Genomic DNA, 17,001 nt, shown 5'->3' on the forward strand with positions numbered 1-17,001 from the left:
GGAAGAAGCTACTGAAGAAGATTTTGGTACAGAATATTTAGATACTTTGATTTCGGTAAAGGTAGTAAAGGGGATTGAGGAAGCAATTGCGCACATCAACCATTATAATACTGGTCATTCTGAGAGCATAATTACATCTGACTATCAAAATGCAATGAAATTTTTAGAAGAAATTGATGCAGCTGCAGTATATGTAAATGCTTCTACTAGATTTACCGATGGTGAAGTATTTGGACTTGGTGCCGAAATAGGAATCAGTACACAAAAACTTCATGCCAGAGGACCTATGGGATTAGAAGCCTTAACTTCTACAAAATACGTTGTATTTGGCAATGGGCAAATAAGACCATAACAAAAAGGGATATTGTAAATTAAAAGATACTTAAATTTCGTGAAAAGAAACTGGATATTCCTAGTAGCCTAAGTGCTAATGGAGGGAATATCCAGTTTTTTTGTGGTATTTTAAAATGCCACGTAGTGGCAATGAGGTTAGGAGCAAGTACCGTAAGTAGATTGCGAATATCCGCTTTGACTTGTGTGATTGTTCTTGTTGTACTATCACTTTGTTTTGTATTTCCACTTGCAAACTAGGAGCATTTCCCGTAAAATACTAGAGGACATGTGATTAAAGCATAACTAAAATGGAAGCAAATTTTGATTATTATTTTAAATAATAGAGCTTTTGTGCTATCGAATCCTTAGCACATTTTTATAATGAGTATATGATCTGTTAATTTTGGAGGATAACAATGAGCGAATTAGATAACTTAAACAACAATATAGATTTGATAGACTTATCCGGTTTAGTTCCAGAGAAAGAACCAGAGCGTCAGTATTACTATATGGCATTATGTAAAGCAGAGGTTAAGAAGGTAGCAGACGAATTAGGACGTCCGCTTACTTTCAATGTGCAGACATTTGGTTGCCAGATGAATGCCAAAGATTCAGAGAAACTTGCTGGTATCTTAGAGACCATCGGATATGAGGAAACGGATTCGGAAGAGGCTGATTTTGTAATCTATAATACTTGTACCGTACGTGAAAATGCGAATTCCAGAGTTTATGGGCGTATCGGTTTTCTTGGAAACGTAAAGAAAAAAAATCCTCACATGAGAATTGCACTTTGTGGCTGTATGATGCAAGAGTCCCATGTGGTAGAAAAAATAAAGAAAAGCTATCGTTTCGTTGATATCGTTTTTGGTACCCATAATATCTTTAAGTTAGCGGAGCTTATTTATGCGAGACATACCACAGAGAAAATGGTAATCGACATATGGAAGGAAACAGACAAGATTGTCGAAGAACTTCCTAGCGAACAAAAGTATAAGTTCAAAGCAGGTGTCAATATTATGTATGGGTGCAATAATTTCTGTAGCTATTGCATCGTTCCATATGTGCGTGGTAGAGAGCGTAGCAGAAATCCAGAGGACATCATGAAAGAAATTAAGCAGCTCGTATCAAAGGGTGTTGTTGAAGTTATGCTCCTTGGTCAGAATGTCAATTCCTATGGCAAGACACTTGACGAACCAGTTTCCTTTGCACAGTTACTACAGATGGTAGAGCAGGTGGAGGGGCTTAAGCGTATTCGTTTTATGACTCCGCATCCAAAGGATTTATCGAATGATGTTATTGAGGTTATGAAAAACAGCAAGAAAATCTGTAATCATCTTCATTTACCAGTACAGTCTGGAAGTACAGAACTTTTAAAGAAGATGAATCGTAAGTACACCAAAGAGGATTATCTAAACTTAGTAGACCGTATTAAGATGGCGATGCCAGACATCTCCTTGACTACGGATATTATCGTAGGATTCCCTGGAGAAACCGAAGAAGATTTCGAAGATACCTTAGATGTTGTTCGTAAAGTTGGTTATGATAGCGCTTATTCCTTTATCTATAGTAAACGAAGTGGAACTCCGGCAGCAACTATGGAAAACCAGATTCCAGAAGAAGTGGCAAAAGAGCGCTTCCAACGACTTTTAGCAACTATTAGGGAGACTTCTTCTAAGCTTGTAAAAGAAGATGAAGGCAAAACTGCAGAGATTCTAGTAGAAGAAGTAAATGGGCAGGATAATAGTTTAATGACTGGTAGATTAAGTAATAATGTACTCGTGCATTTTAAGGGAACAGAGGAGTTAATTGGAAATATTGTAACTGTAAAATTAGCGGAATGTAAAGGCTTTTATTATATAGGCGAAATGATGGAAGACTAAAAATGTCTTAATTCATTCGAATTAATATAATGTGCTTTATATATTAACAATTTCAACATTTTACAAAAATATTCATCAAAATGCATAAAATTTTCCAATGTGTACTTGACATAAATATAAAAACAGTATAAAATTTATATGTTGTATACATGTACAATGAAAACTAAATAAAGGAGGTGCTCCTGTGCTTATTATAAAGATAGTAATTGCATGTGTGATTACTGCGGTCATAGTTGCTCTGATTGCTTGGAAATCTGCCATTAGCTACTATAAAAAAGTTGTAGAAGGCAAAATTGGTAGTGCAGAGGAAAAAGCAAGAGAAATCATAGATGAAGCTTTAAAAACGGCGGAAACTAAGAAAAGAGAAGCTTTGCTCGAAGCGAAGGAAGAGTCATTAAAGACGAAGAATGAGCTCGAGAGAGAGACGAAGGAACGTAGAGCCGAGTTACAGCGTTATGAAAAACGTGTGTTAACGAAGGAAGAAACACTTGACAGAAAAACGGAAGCACTGGAAAAGAAGGAAGCTAAACTCGTAGCGAAGGAGCAAGAACTTGATAGACTCCGTGTTGAGGTGGAAGAATCCCATCAGAAACAAGTTGATGAGTTGGAGAAAATTTCCGGTTTGACCTCCGAACAAGCGAAGGAATATCTTATTAAAACTGTCGAAGATGAAGTAAAACATGAAACTGCTGTACTAATTAAAGAATTAGAAAGCAGGGCAAAAGAAGAAGCTGAGAAAAAGGCAAAGGATTATGTTGTTACTGCAATTCAAAAATGCGCTGCAGACCATGTAGCTGAGACAACGATTTCTGTTGTACAGCTTCCAAATGATGAGATGAAGGGTAGAATCATTGGTAGAGAAGGACGTAATATTCGTACCTTAGAAACCTTAACTGGTGTCGATTTAATCATTGATGATACTCCGGAAGCAGTCATTCTTTCTGGCTTTGATCCAATTCGTAGAGAGATTGCAAGAATTGCTCTTGAGAAGTTAATTGTAGATGGACGTATCCATCCTGCAAGAATTGAAGAGATGGTAGAAAAAGCTCAAAAAGAAGTGGAAACGATGATTCGTGAAGAAGGTGAAGCAGCAACTTTAGAGGTTGGTGTTCATGGCATTCATCCGGAACTTGTTAGACTATTAGGTAAGATGAAATTTAGAACAAGCTATGGTCAGAATGCATTGAAGCATTCCATTGAAGTGGCTATTTTATCCGGTTTATTAGCCGGAGAAATCGGTGTTGATGTACGTATAGCTAAGCGTGCAGGTTTATTGCACGATATTGGTAAATCAGTTGATCATGAAATGGAAGGAACGCATGTACAAATTGGTGTTGATTTATGTAGAAAGTATAAAGAATCTCCAATTGTAATTAATGCGGTGGAAGCGCATCACGGTGATGTTGAATTCCAGTCCTTAATTGCCTGTATCGTTCAAGCTGCTGATACAATTTCGGCTGCTAGACCTGGTGCTCGTAGAGAGACATTGGAAACATATACTAACCGTTTGAAACAGTTAGAAGATATTACCAACGGCTTTAAAGGGGTCGATAAGTCATTTGCAATTCAAGCAGGACGAGAAGTACGCGTTATGGTGGTGCCAGATCAGGTTACCGATGACGATATGGTATTACTCGCTCGTGACTTATCCAAGAAGATTGAGTCCGAATTAGAATATCCGGGCATGATCAAAGTAAATGTAATTCGTGAATCAAGGGTTACAGATTACGCGAAATAAAAAATGAAATAAACATGAGGTTGTGGAAAGTGCTAAATATAGTATATTTAAGCACTTGAGCAACCTCATTTTTTTGGAATGGAGTTAACGAATTTGTGCTGTCGCCCAAATTCTCAGGATTGCGACAGAATGGAGGTTACTATGGACTATCAAAGAATAAATCGTAGATTGGAGCATAAGGGAAGAATCGTTGATGTTTATACCGATACGATAAAGTTGCCAGACGGAAGAGAAGCAGAGTGGGATTATATTGACCATAAAGGTGCTTCTGCTATTGTTCCAGTAAATTCAGAAGGTAAGATTATTATGGTGCGTCAATATCGAAATGCTCCGGAGCGTTATACGTTAGAAATACCTGCGGGTGGTTTAAATCGTGGGGAAGATCGAAAATTAGCGGCGATGAGAGAGCTTGAGGAAGAGACAGGATACTGCACCGAAAAAGTGGAGCATCTCCTTGATTTATATACTACAGTGGCTTTTTGCAATGAACTTATTAGTATCTATTACACAGAGGATTTAAAGCCCTCCAAGCAGCATCTTGATGAGGATGAATTTGTAGAGGTGGAAGCATATACATTAGAGGAATTGGTTACTTTGATTTTAAATGGTACCATACAAGACGCTAAAACGATTTCAGCAATCCTAGCATATAAGGCAAAGAAAAATTTATAGTATGTTTCGAATAGTCCAAGCATATAGTTCTTAGTGAGAACTAGAAATCTATGTCTTGGAGGTCAGCATGAAACGATGGAGTTTAAGATTAAAAAAAAGAGAACCGTTGACAATAGCCATGGTTCTCTTTTTTGCAAGTGTCATCCTTGGGTGTATTTTCTCTAAAGTAAGCCAAGGATTATTGCAAAATAGTGTAGACAGCTTAAATAGCAGATATTTTAATACCATTAAGTCCATGGAAATCAATTATGGGGATTTTTTTCGCTATATTTTCACCTCGAAACTAAAACCCTTTTTCCTGTTCTGGACTCTAAGTCTGACATTTTTGGGCCTACCATATATGGGATGGTATCTCTTAAGCAGGGGTTTTCAGGTGGGTTATCTTATGATGACTTTATGGATGCACTATGGGATGAAGGGGGGATTACTTTACCTCGCTTACCTATTTCCTCAAGAACTAATATTTGTACCAGTTGTTTTAATCAGTATTAAAAACTGTTTTGCTCTTTACATGGAGGCCAATCACGATTCTACATCAGGGTTACAAAATGTACTATTATTGAAAAAATATATAAAATTAATTATAATACTAATTGTATGTATTTTAATTGGAGCTTGTATGGAGGCATTTGTAGGTAGTTATCTTGTGAAAAAGACCTTACAATTATTCTAATTAGATATTATAATAGTATTATACTACATGTTACATGTTTCATTCTTTTCTCGTCTAGAGGTTTAGTACAAGTTAAAAAAAGATTGGATGAATACAGCTTACTGTCAAGCGATACGTTTCGGTGTGTGTGCTTCGGGTCTGTTGGGAACTAGTTGGTTTAAGATGTTACATATAATGAAAAATGCGGTTGGAGCATGTTTTGGAGGAAATGGTGGAAAAAGAGATTGAAGATTTTTTAATTTATCAAAAGAATATAAAAAATGCCACAAACAATACCTTAAGTGCTTATCGCATTGATTTAAAAAGATGGTGTTTCTTCTTGCAAGAAAATAGTGTGAGTGAACCAAAGAAGATAACGGAAACCATGATCAATTCATTTCTGTTACAGCAAGAAAAAGAGGGGAAATCAAAGGCTACGGTAAACCGAAGTCTGGTTTCCATACGTAGTTTTTTATTTTATTTAATGAAACATGGAAAGTTAATTGGTGATCCTACCGAGAGGATTAAGCCACCAAAAGTTGAAATTGCTCCACCGAAATACTTAACAAAAGAACAAGTACTATCTTTATTATCTGCACCTGACTGTAATACCAAACGAGGTATCAGGGATAAAGCAATGCTTGAATTGATGTATGCGACAGGGATGAAGGTATCAGAAATCGGTGGATTAAAAAAAGAAGATATCAATCTAAAATTTGGATGCGTTACGGTTCGAGAAGTAAAGAAGAATCGGGTAGTACCATTTGGACAAGCTGCAAGAGCCTCCTTAGAAACGTATTTAGATTCAGATAACGATGTAAGAAAAGAAAGTCCGTATCTATTCCTAGGCAGGCAAGGGGAGCCTATGACAAGACAGGGTGTGTGGAAAATCATGAAATATTACGGGAAACAAATAGGGTTAGAAGAGGATTTGACACCACAGGTCATACGAAATTCTTTTGCAATCCATATGATAGAAAATGGCGCGGATTTAAACAGTATGAAGGAATTAATGGGACATACGAATATCACCGCTACACAACATTATACGAAGCAGCGTATCGGTGAAACCTTTGGAACTTATCAAAAAACTCATCCACGTGCGTGATTAAAAACTGTGGTGGCGAGAGGCAACGGATTGTTACTATTTGTGTCTGAGAGCTCGCATGAATACAGCATTTGCAGCGCACTATTTGAGGATACATTCAAAGATAATTAAAAAAGGGAGAAAGCACTCGTTGCTTTCTCCCTCTTAATACCCAATAAACGAGGTATTTTTCCTATACCTGTTCCTATATATTATCTGCTATCGTATAAATTAATTTTTCAGTAGTATCCCAGCCAATGCAAGCATCGGTGATGGACTTTCCATAGACGTGTTCACCAACTTTTTGGTTGCCCTCTTCTATGTAGCTTTCCACCATAACACCTTTTACTAACTTAGCAATCTGATCATTTACCTTACGGGAGTGAAGTACCTCTTTTACAATTCTAGGCTGTTCGTAATACTGCTTACTTGAATTTGCATGGTTCGCATCAACGATAGTCGCTTGATTTAGGAGATTTGGTAATTCTTGATACATCATAAGCAAACGATTGAGATCTTCATAATGGTAGTTTGGAATACATTGACCATGTTTGTTTACTGCACCACGGAGGATAGTATGTGCTAATGGATTACCATCTGTTTGAACTTCCCAAGTACGATAGAGGAAAGTGTGGGAAGCCTGTGCTGCAATACAGGAATTTAGCATTACAGATAAATCGCCTGAGGTTGGGTTTTTCATACCGGCAGGAACATCCATACCACTGATAGTTAAACGGTGTTGTTGGTCCTCAACAGAACGTGCACCAACAGCGACATAGGATAACATATCATCCACATATGGCCAGTTTTCAGAATATAACATCTCATCTGCTGCAGTTAATCCAGTCTCATTGATAGCACGTAGATGCATCTTACGCATTGCAATCAATCCTTCTTGAAGGTTTGGTTCTTCCTCAGGATTTGGCTGATGGCTGATACCCTTATAACCTTCTCCTGTGGTACGCGGCTTATTTGTATAAATTCTTGGGATGATGATAAGCTTATCCGATACTTTATCTGCTAATTTTGTTAATCTATAAAGATAGTCAAGTACTGCATCCTCATTGTCAGCGGAACATGGTCCAATAATGACAAGGAACTTATCAGAAGCTCCAGTAAAGACATCTTTGATTTGCGCATCGCGTTCCTTCTTTATTCTTGTAGCGTACTCCGACATAGGGAGTGCGCTTTTCAACTCTTCAGGGGTCATAACTTTTCTAACATAATTAAAACTCATGATTTGTACCTTGCCTTTCTTTTTAGTCCCAAAATACAATTTAATGTATTAATGTGCTACTATTCTAATGCTTTTTTCACTATTCGTCAATGTTATTCTATCGAATCTATCCTTAGAAGTCTATTCTTGGTAGGAGAATCACATTTATAAATAATTCATAACAATTACAAAAGAAATATGAGAATTCTTAGTTTATTATTAAATCGTAAAATTGCTATTGAGTATGTAAATATATTTGGTTATACTGATAATAGTAAAATATTCTAAATGAACTTGTAAATAATGAACTTGTAAATAATAAACCTGTTAAGATAATAATAATTTTATCACATATTATTAAAGTAGCTGAGTAGTAAGTTATGAAAGATAATATAATAATAGCAAAGCTTATAAAAGATAGCTTGCTTGGAAAGGTAGATACGAATTATGAGAATGTATGACTTAATTAATAAGAAAAAAAATGGGGAGGTCTTAACAAAACAGGAGATTGAATATATTGTTTCCGGTTATACAAATGGCACAATTCCAGACTACCAAATGTCAGCTTTCTTAATGGCTGTTTGTTTAAAAGAAATGAATGTTGAAGAAACAGCAGCATTAACGATGGCAATGGCAAATAGCGGTGATATGCTTGATTTATCTGCCATAGAAGGAATGAAAGTTGATAAGCACAGTACAGGCGGAGTTGGAGATAAGACTTCACTTGTCATTTGTCCAATGGTTGCCGCTTTATCAGTTCCGGTAGCAAAGATGTCTGGAAGAGGACTTGGACATACGGGAGGTACCATTGATAAATTAGAGAGTTTTGAAGGATTTTCTACATCTCTTTCAGATGAACAGTTTTTTGAAAATGTTAACCGTATGAAACTGGCAATCATCGGTCAGACTGCAAATTTAGCACCAGCTGATAAAAAAATTTATGCACTACGCGATGTTACAGCTACCGTAGATAATATCTCCTTGATTTCCAGCTCCATTATGAGTAAGAAGATAGCAGCAGGTGCAGATGTTATAGTATTGGACGTGAAAACTGGTAGTGGTGCTTTTATGAAGACGATGGAGGGTTCGTTTGAGTTAGCACAAACTATGGTAAATATCGGGCATAACGTTGGCCGAACAACTTATGCTGTTATATCTGATATGAATCAACCTTTAGGAATTGCAATTGGCAATAATCTTGAAGTGATTGAGGCAATTGATACATTATCTGGTAATGGACCAGAAGATTTACTAGATGCTAGCTTAACACTGGCTTCTTATATGTTATTAGGTGCAAAGAGAGTAACAACAATAGAAGAAGCAAGAGAATTACTTTTAAATACAATTAAGGATGGAAGTGCCTTAAAGAAATTTGCGGAATTTGTAACCGCACAAGGGGGGGATGCAGGCCCAGTGTTTGATACGAGCTTATTCCCTAAAGCATCGATTATAGAGCCTGTTTATGCACCAAATGATGGTTATGTGTCTGAGATTCACACCGATGAAATAGGTATGACTTCCCTAATTCTTGGCGGTGGACGTGAGACCAAAGAGAGTGAAATCGATTTAACAGTAGGTATGAAGATACATGCAAAAATCGGCGATGAGGTAACGACTGAAACACCGATTGCTACCTTATATGCGAACGACCCAGAAAAATTAAGCGCGGCAAAGGAACGTTTCTTAAAAGCATATACGATTTCTAATGAAAAAGTGAAGGCACCAAATCATATTCATGGAATAGTAACAAAGGACGGAGCAACTAAGTTCTAGAGAGAACTGCGGCGATTATCTTATTGTAAGGTACGCCGCAGTTTCTTTAAAGTAATATGAGTAGCTTTGATACGGGATATTTAATACCTGGAGAATGTATAAATCCTATATCAGTAACTCACTATGAAAAGATTTCTTTATTAATAATGAATTGAGTTTTATGATTCAAACAATATTATAACAAGCGAAAATTGGTAAGGTATGAGATTTTTATATCTACTAGTATATTATATAGTTAGAAGGTAGATAGCGGATAAGAAAAAGATTGGAGAAATAAGAATGTCAGCTTATGTTGAATTAATCGAAGTGAAAAAAACATATCAGATGGGAGATGTCACGATTAAGGCGTCAGACGGAATCTCTTTTGAAATTGAAAAAGGTGAGTTTGTCGTAATCGTTGGACCAAGTGGTGCCGGAAAGACCACGGTACTTAATATCTTAGGAGGAATGGATAGTTTGACCAGTGGTGATATTATCGTGGATGGTCAAAACATTAGTAAATTCAATAAGAAAAAGCTAACTACCTATCGTCGCGATGATATCGGATTCGTATTTCAATTCTATAATTTAGTACCAAATTTAACTGCCAAGGAAAATGTAGAACTTGCGCTACAGATATGTAAGGACCCACTAAAAGCAGAGGATGTATTAGCTGACGTAGGGCTTTCTGATCGACTAAACAATTTTCCTGCCCAGTTATCTGGAGGGGAGCAGCAGAGAGTTTCTATTGCTAGAGCACTCGCTAAAAATCCTAAATTATTATTATGCGATGAACCAACAGGTGCCTTGGATTATAATACAGGGAAAGCTATCCTAAAGTTATTACAAGATATGTGCAGAGAGCGTGGAATGACGGTTATTGTTATTACACACAATACTGCAATTGCTCCGATGGCAGACCGCCTTATCAGTATTCGTAATGGTAAGGTAAAGGAGATGAAAAAGATAGAACATCCGGTAGATGTTGAAACAATAGAGTGGTAGTGTGAAGAGAATTTCTAAGGTGGCAAAAGACACCATAAGAAATTCTAAAACTTCACACAGCCTACTGGGCGGGCATGTATAAGTAAGAAGAGGATTAAAAATATAAGTGCACAGGAATGGGGGTACTATGAAGAAAAAAGCACTGCATAAAGATTTTAGAATTGAAATAAAGAAAACATGGACCAGATTCTTGTCAATTCTGTTAATAGTCGCATTAGGAGTAGCAATGTTTGCGGGCTTACGAGCTTGTAAAGATGATATGCTACAATCAGCAGACGAATATTATGACTCTACCAATTTAATGGATCTGCGTGTATTATCTACGCTTGGATTAACAGAAGATGATGTAGAAGCTATTAGCAAATTAGATGGAGTATCTGCGGTGGAGGGGGCATATTCGAAAGATGTATTGGTTCATTTGAAAGACTCCGACATTGTAGTTAAAACATATTCTTTAAATGATAGAGTAAATAAAGCTAAATTAATAGAAGGACGTTTTCCAGAAAATAATTCCGAATGTTTGGTAGACACCTTATTATTAGATAGTACTGGTTATAAAGTAGGAGATACCATTACATTATCCTTGCCAGAAGGAGATTTAAAGGATGATCTTAAGGAGACTTCGCTAACCATCGTGGGGAGCTGTACGGACTCTCGCTATATGTCATTTAGTAGAGGAAATGGAACAATTGGGGATGGGAAGATTAGTAGCTTTATCATCTTACCAAAGGAAAACTTTAAACAAGATGTGTATACAGAGCTTTATGTAACAGTAAAGGATGCTATGGAATTTAACTCCTATAGCAAGGAATATGAAGAACGTGTAAAAACTGTCCAAGAGAATATTGAAGCGATAACTAAGGAACGTGGAAGTATTCGCTATGAAGAAGTAACGAGAGAACCTAGGGAAGAATTAGAAAAAGGGGAGCAGGAGTTAGCAAAAGCAAAAAAAGACTTAAGACAAAAAGAGGAAGAAACCTATGCTAAGATTGAAAAAGGTAATTCATCTATAGAAGAAGCGCAAACAACACTCACTGCGGCAAAAGAAGAGCTAGAGAATAAGAAAGCTCTACTAAGTGCTACTTATCCGATAGAAGAAATAGACAAAATGTTCGCTCCAGAGGAAGCGAAATTAAAGGTATCAGAGGATGAACTAAAGAAACAAAAGGTTGTATTAGAGGAGCAAAGGGCAATTGCAAAAGAACAGTTTGCAAAAGCAAAAGAGGAGATAGCAGCAAATGAAATAACACTGCAAGAAGGAAGAGAAGAACTTGTCAAAATTGAACCTCCTACTTGGTATGTATTAAATCGTGATACCATCGAATCATTTGTTTCATATGAAATGGATGCTGACCGTATGGATGCGATTGCCAGGGTTTTCCCATCAATATTTTTCTTTGTTGCAGCACTCGTATGTCTTACTACAATGACTAGAATGGTGGATGAACAACGTACTCAAATCGGTATCCTAAAGGCGCTTGGATATGGTAAGATGTCGATTGCAGGTAAATTTATTAAGTATGCACTATTTGCAACAGTTAGCGGTAGCATTATTGGTGTCCTCATTGGACAGAAAATATTCCCTTATATCGTAATAAATGCATATCGGATCATGTATGATTCCCTACCAGTTATTTCAATACCTTATCGTCCATATTATGCAATCATGGCAGGTTCCTTTGCTGTATTATGTACAATGCTAGCAACCTTTATGGCATGTATGAAGGATTTAAAATCGGAGCCAGCACAGTTAATGCGTCCGATCGCTCCAAAGGCAGGAAGAAGAATCTTATTAGAACGTATCGGATTTATATGGAATCGTTTAAACTTTACAAAGAAGTCAACGCTACGTAATTTATTCCGATATAAGAAACGTTTCTATATGACAACGATTGGTATAGCAGGCTGTATGGCGTTAATAATTGTTGGGTTTGGTATCAGGGATTCTATTGGAGTAATGTCAGAACTGCAGTATACAGAGTTATTCCATCAAGATGCTTCGATTTCATTGACCGATAAAATTACGAAAGAAAATAGAGATTCGTTAATTCCAGAGATATTAGAGGATGATAGAGTTCTCAATGCTACTTCGATTTTAGATAAATCATTGAAGTTCTCAAATGGCAGTTTAAATCGCTCTGCTTCTCTATTGGTTGTTGAGAGCGGTAGCAATTATAACGAATTTTATACATTCCGTGATCGTATTACAAAAACGACATATCATCTAAACGAGGATGGAGTAATTATTACGGAAAAGCTCGCAAAGTTGCTTTCGTTATCGGTGGGAGATACCATAACAATTGAGATGGATAACTTTAATAAACAAAATGTGGTTGTTACTGCAATTTCAGAAAATTATATGGGACATTATGTGTTTATGACCTCAGACCTTTATCAGTCACTGTACGGGGAGGATCCATCTTATAATCAAATCCTATTGATAAATAAAAGCCATGCGACAGATTTTGAAGAAGGGTTATTTCGAGATCTTTTAGTAAAGTATAAAGATATCATGGCAATTTCATCGACAAACACATTTAACAACCATATTGACGATATGCTTTCAAGTTTAAATATCATTGTCTATGTACTAATCATCTGCGCTGGAATGCTAGCGTTTATTGTTTTATATAACCTAAGTAATATTAATATCAATGAACGTAAACGTGAACTAGCTTCGTTAAAAGTTTTAGGTTTCTATGATGTTGAAGTGAATTCGTATGTAATGAAAGAAAATAACCTTCTAACTTTCATAGGAATGATATTTGGTGTATTTTTTGGTATTGTTCTTCATCGATATATCATCATTACATGTGAAGTGGATATGGTGATGTTTGGTCGTTTAATAAAACCAATTAGCTTGATATTTAGTGCTGGAATCACGATGGTCTTTACTTTGGTAATCAGTCTTTTTATGTACTTTAAACTTAGGAAAATTGATATGATAGAATCCTTAAAAAGTGTGGAATAAGTGCAGTGTGAGGAGAATTTCTTAGGCGATAAAAGACGTCGCCTAAGAAATTCTAAAACTTCACACAAGAAGAATGAAAATGAAATCCATTGGAAATTCATTTTTATTCTTCCGGCATTCATGCTTGTGCCTGCGTCGTCCTCGGCACAAATATCCAACCTACTAAGAAGGCATTCTTTTAAGTGTGCAAGAAAAAGATAAGCTGGGAGATGAAAATAGACAGAGAAATGAAAGATATAGTCATTTCTTAACGAATTTTGAATATGATAAATTAAACAAGTAAAGGTGGAACAAAAGATATCAACTGTTGTTCCACCTTTTCTTTAAAGGAGTATCTATTTGAAGTCATCAGGAAAACTCGGGCCAATTATCATGCAATTGTTAGTTGTATTTGTAATATTTGCTATATTTTATAAGTTCATAATACCACGAACCTCAACATATTATCGGTATGTGTTTTATGAGCCGAGGATCGGGGTTTATCTAACCGAAAGAGATGTCGTAATGGTAAGCGGAGAAAGTTTTCGGCTTGGTGTAAGAACTGTGAATAAACGTTTGACTTTTTCTTCTACGGACTTTAAGGTTGCATTTGTGAATAAACTTGGAAAAGTAACTGCCTACCAACCTGGATTGGCTTTTATTAATGTTAAGGTGGATGGGAAAGTGTTACGATGTCGTGTACGCGTGATTGAATTAAATTATACATCTTTAAACTTAACCGTCGATGAGTCTAAACGGTTAAATGTAAAGGGCGTATTATTATGGGAATCTTATAAGAGTAGCAATCCTTCGGTGGCAGAGGTATCATTTCGTGGAAACGTTGTTGCAAAATCTCCGGGGACTGCGGTTATCACTGCGAAAGCGAAAGGAAGAAGTATGGAATGTAAAGTAACTGTAACCGAAAAAGTGGAGGATGCTGAAAAGAAAAAGTAAATATTCCTTGGGGAGTCTTTAGCATTTCATATGTAATGAGTATAAAAATGAAATGGAAATAGTTTGGCTTACTAGGATTTGAAAACTTACTCTGTACTTGTCATAAAAATCTAAGAATTGGACTAAAATAGTAGTAATTAATTGGAATGGATTAAACTATTATGAGAGGATTTAAGTATCATTGGTATAAGAAAGCAGTTGCCCTTCTTATTGTTTTTATGTTCTTTTTTCAAAGTGGTATAGGAGCATATGCATCTGATACAGACGTGGGAAATTCAGTGTCTGCGAATAAGGAAAAATCAAACGATACAGAGGATGGGAAGGTAATGGATACTGTAAATGATGCAAATGTTGTTACAGAGACCGTCGAGTTCACGGGACCATTAGCGGAACAAATTAGGACTGATTTGGAAAAGGCTGCAGAAATAGTAGGAGATCTTACCTTAACGAGTGAAGCCGTTGTTTTAATGGAGGGTTCCACTGGGCATATTATCTACTCTAAAAATGAAGCAAAAGAATTACGTCCAGCAAGTATCACCAAGATAATGACGTTACTGTTAATTTTTGATGCACTTGATAGCGGACAAATTAAGATGACAGATCAGGTTTCTGTTAGCGAGCATGCTGCCTCTATGGGAGGTTCTCAAGTATTTCTTGAACCGTTTGAGACTCAAGATGTCGATACGATGATAAAATGTATATCAATCGCAAGTGCGAATGATGCCTCCGTTGCTATGGCTGAATTTATAGCAGGTTCAGAGGAAGCCTTTGTTTCGAAAATGAATGAAAAAGCAAAAGCTCTTGGTATGAACCATACGAACTTTGTGAATTGTTATGGCCTTGACACCGACAACCATTATACCAGCGCACTTGATGTTGCCTTAATGAGTAGAGAGCTTATTATGAAACATCCGGAAATAAGTAACTATTCTACTGTATGGATGGATAGGTTTGTTCATACCACAAAGCGTGGTCAGATTGAATTTGGCTTGAACAATACCAACAAACTAATTAAGTCCTATCAGGGGATTACAGGGTTAAAGACAGGTTCTACTGGATTAGCTAAGTATTGTCTTTCAGCAACAGCAAGAAGAGATGGGATGGACTTAATTGCGGTTATTATGGCGGCTCCGGATACTAAGACCCGTTTTGCTGAGGCTGCTAAATTATTAAATTATGGATTTGCAAATTGTAGTATCTATACAGATAACGGAGAAGGGCTTGAAATTCCAGAAGTAGCGGTTAAGAAAGGAATTGAGGAAACGGTTGGAGGTAAGCTTGATACCAAGTTTTCTTATCTTTGCATGAAAGGAACAAATCCAGCGAATATAACGAAAGAGGTTAAGATGTCAGAATCATTAGAAGCACCGGTGAATATTACCGATGTGATTGGTGAAATTACATATTATTACGATGGAAAAGAAATTGGGAAATTGTCCATTACAGCTGCAACTCCTGTAGGAAAAGCTGGTTATGGAGACTATTTTAAGAGATTAGTAAAGAAATATTTTTAAGACGGATTTTCCTAGGCGACAACCTAAGTTCATGGTATAATATAGTTAGGATTTATGCAAAATAGTTTTGTCGATGAATTGTGGCAAACTATTTTGCATATCTTTTAAGGTGCAAAAGTAAGAAAAGGAGTTAATTTATGCAATATATCATTGCAGCTGTTGTTATAGCTGCTCTTTTGGTAGTATACTTATGGATAGAAAACAAAAATCTGGTAGTTACCAATTATTTATTAGAGCAAAAGAAAGTACCAAGCAATTTTCATGATATGCGATTTGCTTGTATTACAGATTTACATTACAATCAGTATGGAAAAGGTAATGCTAGGCTACTAAAAGCTATTAATGATTGTAAACCAGATGCGATTTTAATCGCAGGCGATTTAGTAGTGACTGCAAAACCAAAAAAAGTAGAAGTTGCATACCATTTTTTAAGTGAGCTTACTAAGAGATACCCTGTTTATTATGCCCCAGGGAATCACGAACTGAAATGGGGGCAAGCGATTGGATGTAGCAAGGAATTTTATCAATCATTTTTAGAAAACTTAAAAAAATTAGGTGTATGTTATTTAAATAATGAATCGATAACATTAAAAAAAGGTTCGGATACCTTAATCATTCGAGGGTTATCCTTGCCACGTAGATTTTTTGCAAAAGGAAAAAGAAAAGTAGAAATTAATGCAAAAGATATAGAGTCATTGGTAGGAAAAACACAAGGGGATGCCTATGAAATTTTACTTGCGCATATTCCAGACTATTTTGAAGCATATGTTTCATATGGTGCTGATTTTATTCTATCTGGGCATGTGCATGGTGGCATTATGAAGCTTCCGTATCTCGGTGGTGTGATTTCTCCTCGTTATGAACTATTTCCAAAATACGATTCAGGAATCTTTAAGAAAGGACGCACAGTGATGTTTTTATCCAGAGGGCTTGGAACACATACGATACCAGTTCGAGTATTCAATCGTCCAGAACTCATTTGTGTGGAAATTAGAAAATGCTAAAGGAAAAGATAATGTTACTTGTAGCCTCATTATGCGCGGGTGTTTTTGTTATGATCCTACATGAATTACCCAAGGCAATCTTATACCGACGATTAAAACATCGTTATGGTAAGGACGAAGATAAAAAATTTGAGAATCGAATCAATCCGGTTCATTTTGTGGATCCGATTGGTTTGATTTTTTGTGTTATTTATGGAATTGGTTTTTCAAAACCTTACTATTATCGCATGAAAGAAAAGAAGTG

At 36.3% G+C, this 17,001-nt stretch carries 14 protein-coding genes; 13 read left to right on the plus strand and 1 reads right to left on the minus strand.

The window, feature by feature from the left end:
- The 6 genes from RTP52_RS15560 to RTP52_RS15585 form a co-directional block, all read left to right on the plus strand.
- Window positions 1-352: aldehyde dehydrogenase family protein (locus tag RTP52_RS15560; RefSeq protein WP_312372368.1), on the plus strand; the 352-nt coding region annotated here is incomplete at its 5' end.
- Between the two features lie 397 nt (window positions 353-749).
- Window positions 750-2,213, plus strand: a complete 1,464-nt coding sequence (gene miaB / locus RTP52_RS15565; RefSeq protein WP_312372369.1) for a tRNA (N6-isopentenyl adenosine(37)-C2)-methylthiotransferase MiaB — start codon at window positions 750-752, stop codon at window positions 2,211-2,213.
- Between the two features lie 190 nt (window positions 2,214-2,403).
- A complete protein-coding gene (gene rny, locus RTP52_RS15570) occupies window positions 2,404-3,951 on the plus strand; it encodes a ribonuclease Y (RefSeq protein ID WP_442913543.1) in 1,548 nt (515 codons plus the stop codon).
- Window positions 3,952-4,092: 141 nt separating this feature from the next.
- The gene (locus tag RTP52_RS15575; RefSeq protein ID WP_312372371.1) at window positions 4,093-4,623 is read left to right on the plus strand and encodes an NUDIX hydrolase; all 531 of its coding nucleotides are present in this window, start codon (window positions 4,093-4,095) and stop codon (window positions 4,621-4,623) included.
- A gap of 67 nt (window positions 4,624-4,690) precedes the next feature.
- Complete coding sequence (locus tag RTP52_RS15580; RefSeq protein ID WP_312372373.1) at window positions 4,691-5,296, plus strand: stage II sporulation protein M; 606 nt, start codon at window positions 4,691-4,693, stop codon at window positions 5,294-5,296.
- Between the two features lie 211 nt (window positions 5,297-5,507).
- Window positions 5,508-6,383, plus strand: coding sequence for a tyrosine-type recombinase/integrase (locus RTP52_RS15585; RefSeq protein WP_312372375.1), 876 nt, complete (start codon window positions 5,508-5,510; stop codon window positions 6,381-6,383).
- Between the two features lie 184 nt (window positions 6,384-6,567).
- On the opposite strand, the gene RTP52_RS15590 is transcribed toward RTP52_RS15585, so the two are convergent.
- Window positions 6,568-7,602 (minus strand): 3-deoxy-7-phosphoheptulonate synthase, encoded by a 1,035-nt coding sequence (locus RTP52_RS15590; protein ID WP_312106929.1) that lies wholly within the window; start codon window positions 7,600-7,602, stop codon window positions 6,568-6,570.
- Between the two features lie 423 nt (window positions 7,603-8,025).
- Between RTP52_RS15590 and RTP52_RS15595 the strand changes: the two genes are divergently transcribed.
- From RTP52_RS15595 to RTP52_RS15625, 7 genes are all read left to right on the plus strand, one after another.
- A complete protein-coding gene (locus RTP52_RS15595; protein WP_312372377.1) occupies window positions 8,026-9,351 on the plus strand; it encodes a pyrimidine-nucleoside phosphorylase in 1,326 nt (441 codons plus the stop codon).
- Window positions 9,352-9,630: 279 nt separating this feature from the next.
- Entirely contained in the window at window positions 9,631-10,335 is a 705-nt protein-coding gene (locus RTP52_RS15600; RefSeq protein ID WP_312372379.1) for an ABC transporter ATP-binding protein, read from the plus strand.
- A 127-nt stretch (window positions 10,336-10,462) separates the two neighbouring features.
- On the plus strand, window positions 10,463-13,306 hold the full coding sequence (locus RTP52_RS15605) for an FtsX-like permease family protein (protein ID WP_312372381.1): 2,844 nt from the start codon (window positions 10,463-10,465) through the stop codon (window positions 13,304-13,306).
- 339 nt (window positions 13,307-13,645) lie between these two features.
- The gene (locus tag RTP52_RS15610) at window positions 13,646-14,239 is read left to right on the plus strand and encodes an Ig-like domain-containing protein (protein ID WP_312104729.1); all 594 of its coding nucleotides are present in this window, start codon (window positions 13,646-13,648) and stop codon (window positions 14,237-14,239) included.
- Window positions 14,240-14,400: 161 nt separating this feature from the next.
- Complete coding sequence (locus RTP52_RS15615; RefSeq protein WP_312372383.1) at window positions 14,401-15,753, plus strand: D-alanyl-D-alanine carboxypeptidase family protein; 1,353 nt, start codon at window positions 14,401-14,403, stop codon at window positions 15,751-15,753.
- Between the two features lie 137 nt (window positions 15,754-15,890).
- Window positions 15,891-16,757: a metallophosphoesterase gene (locus RTP52_RS15620; RefSeq protein ID WP_312104733.1), complete on the plus strand. Its 867-nt coding sequence runs from the start codon at window positions 15,891-15,893 to the stop codon at window positions 16,755-16,757.
- The coding region (locus tag RTP52_RS15625; RefSeq protein WP_331661683.1) for a hypothetical protein at window positions 16,751-17,001 on the plus strand (251 nt) is incomplete at its 3' end. The genes RTP52_RS15620 and RTP52_RS15625, both read left to right, overlap by 7 nt.

It is taken from the genome of Lachnoclostridium sp. (genome assembly GCF_031997925.1).
Classification (GTDB): domain Bacteria; phylum Bacillota; class Clostridia; order Lachnospirales; family Lachnospiraceae; genus Lachnoclostridium.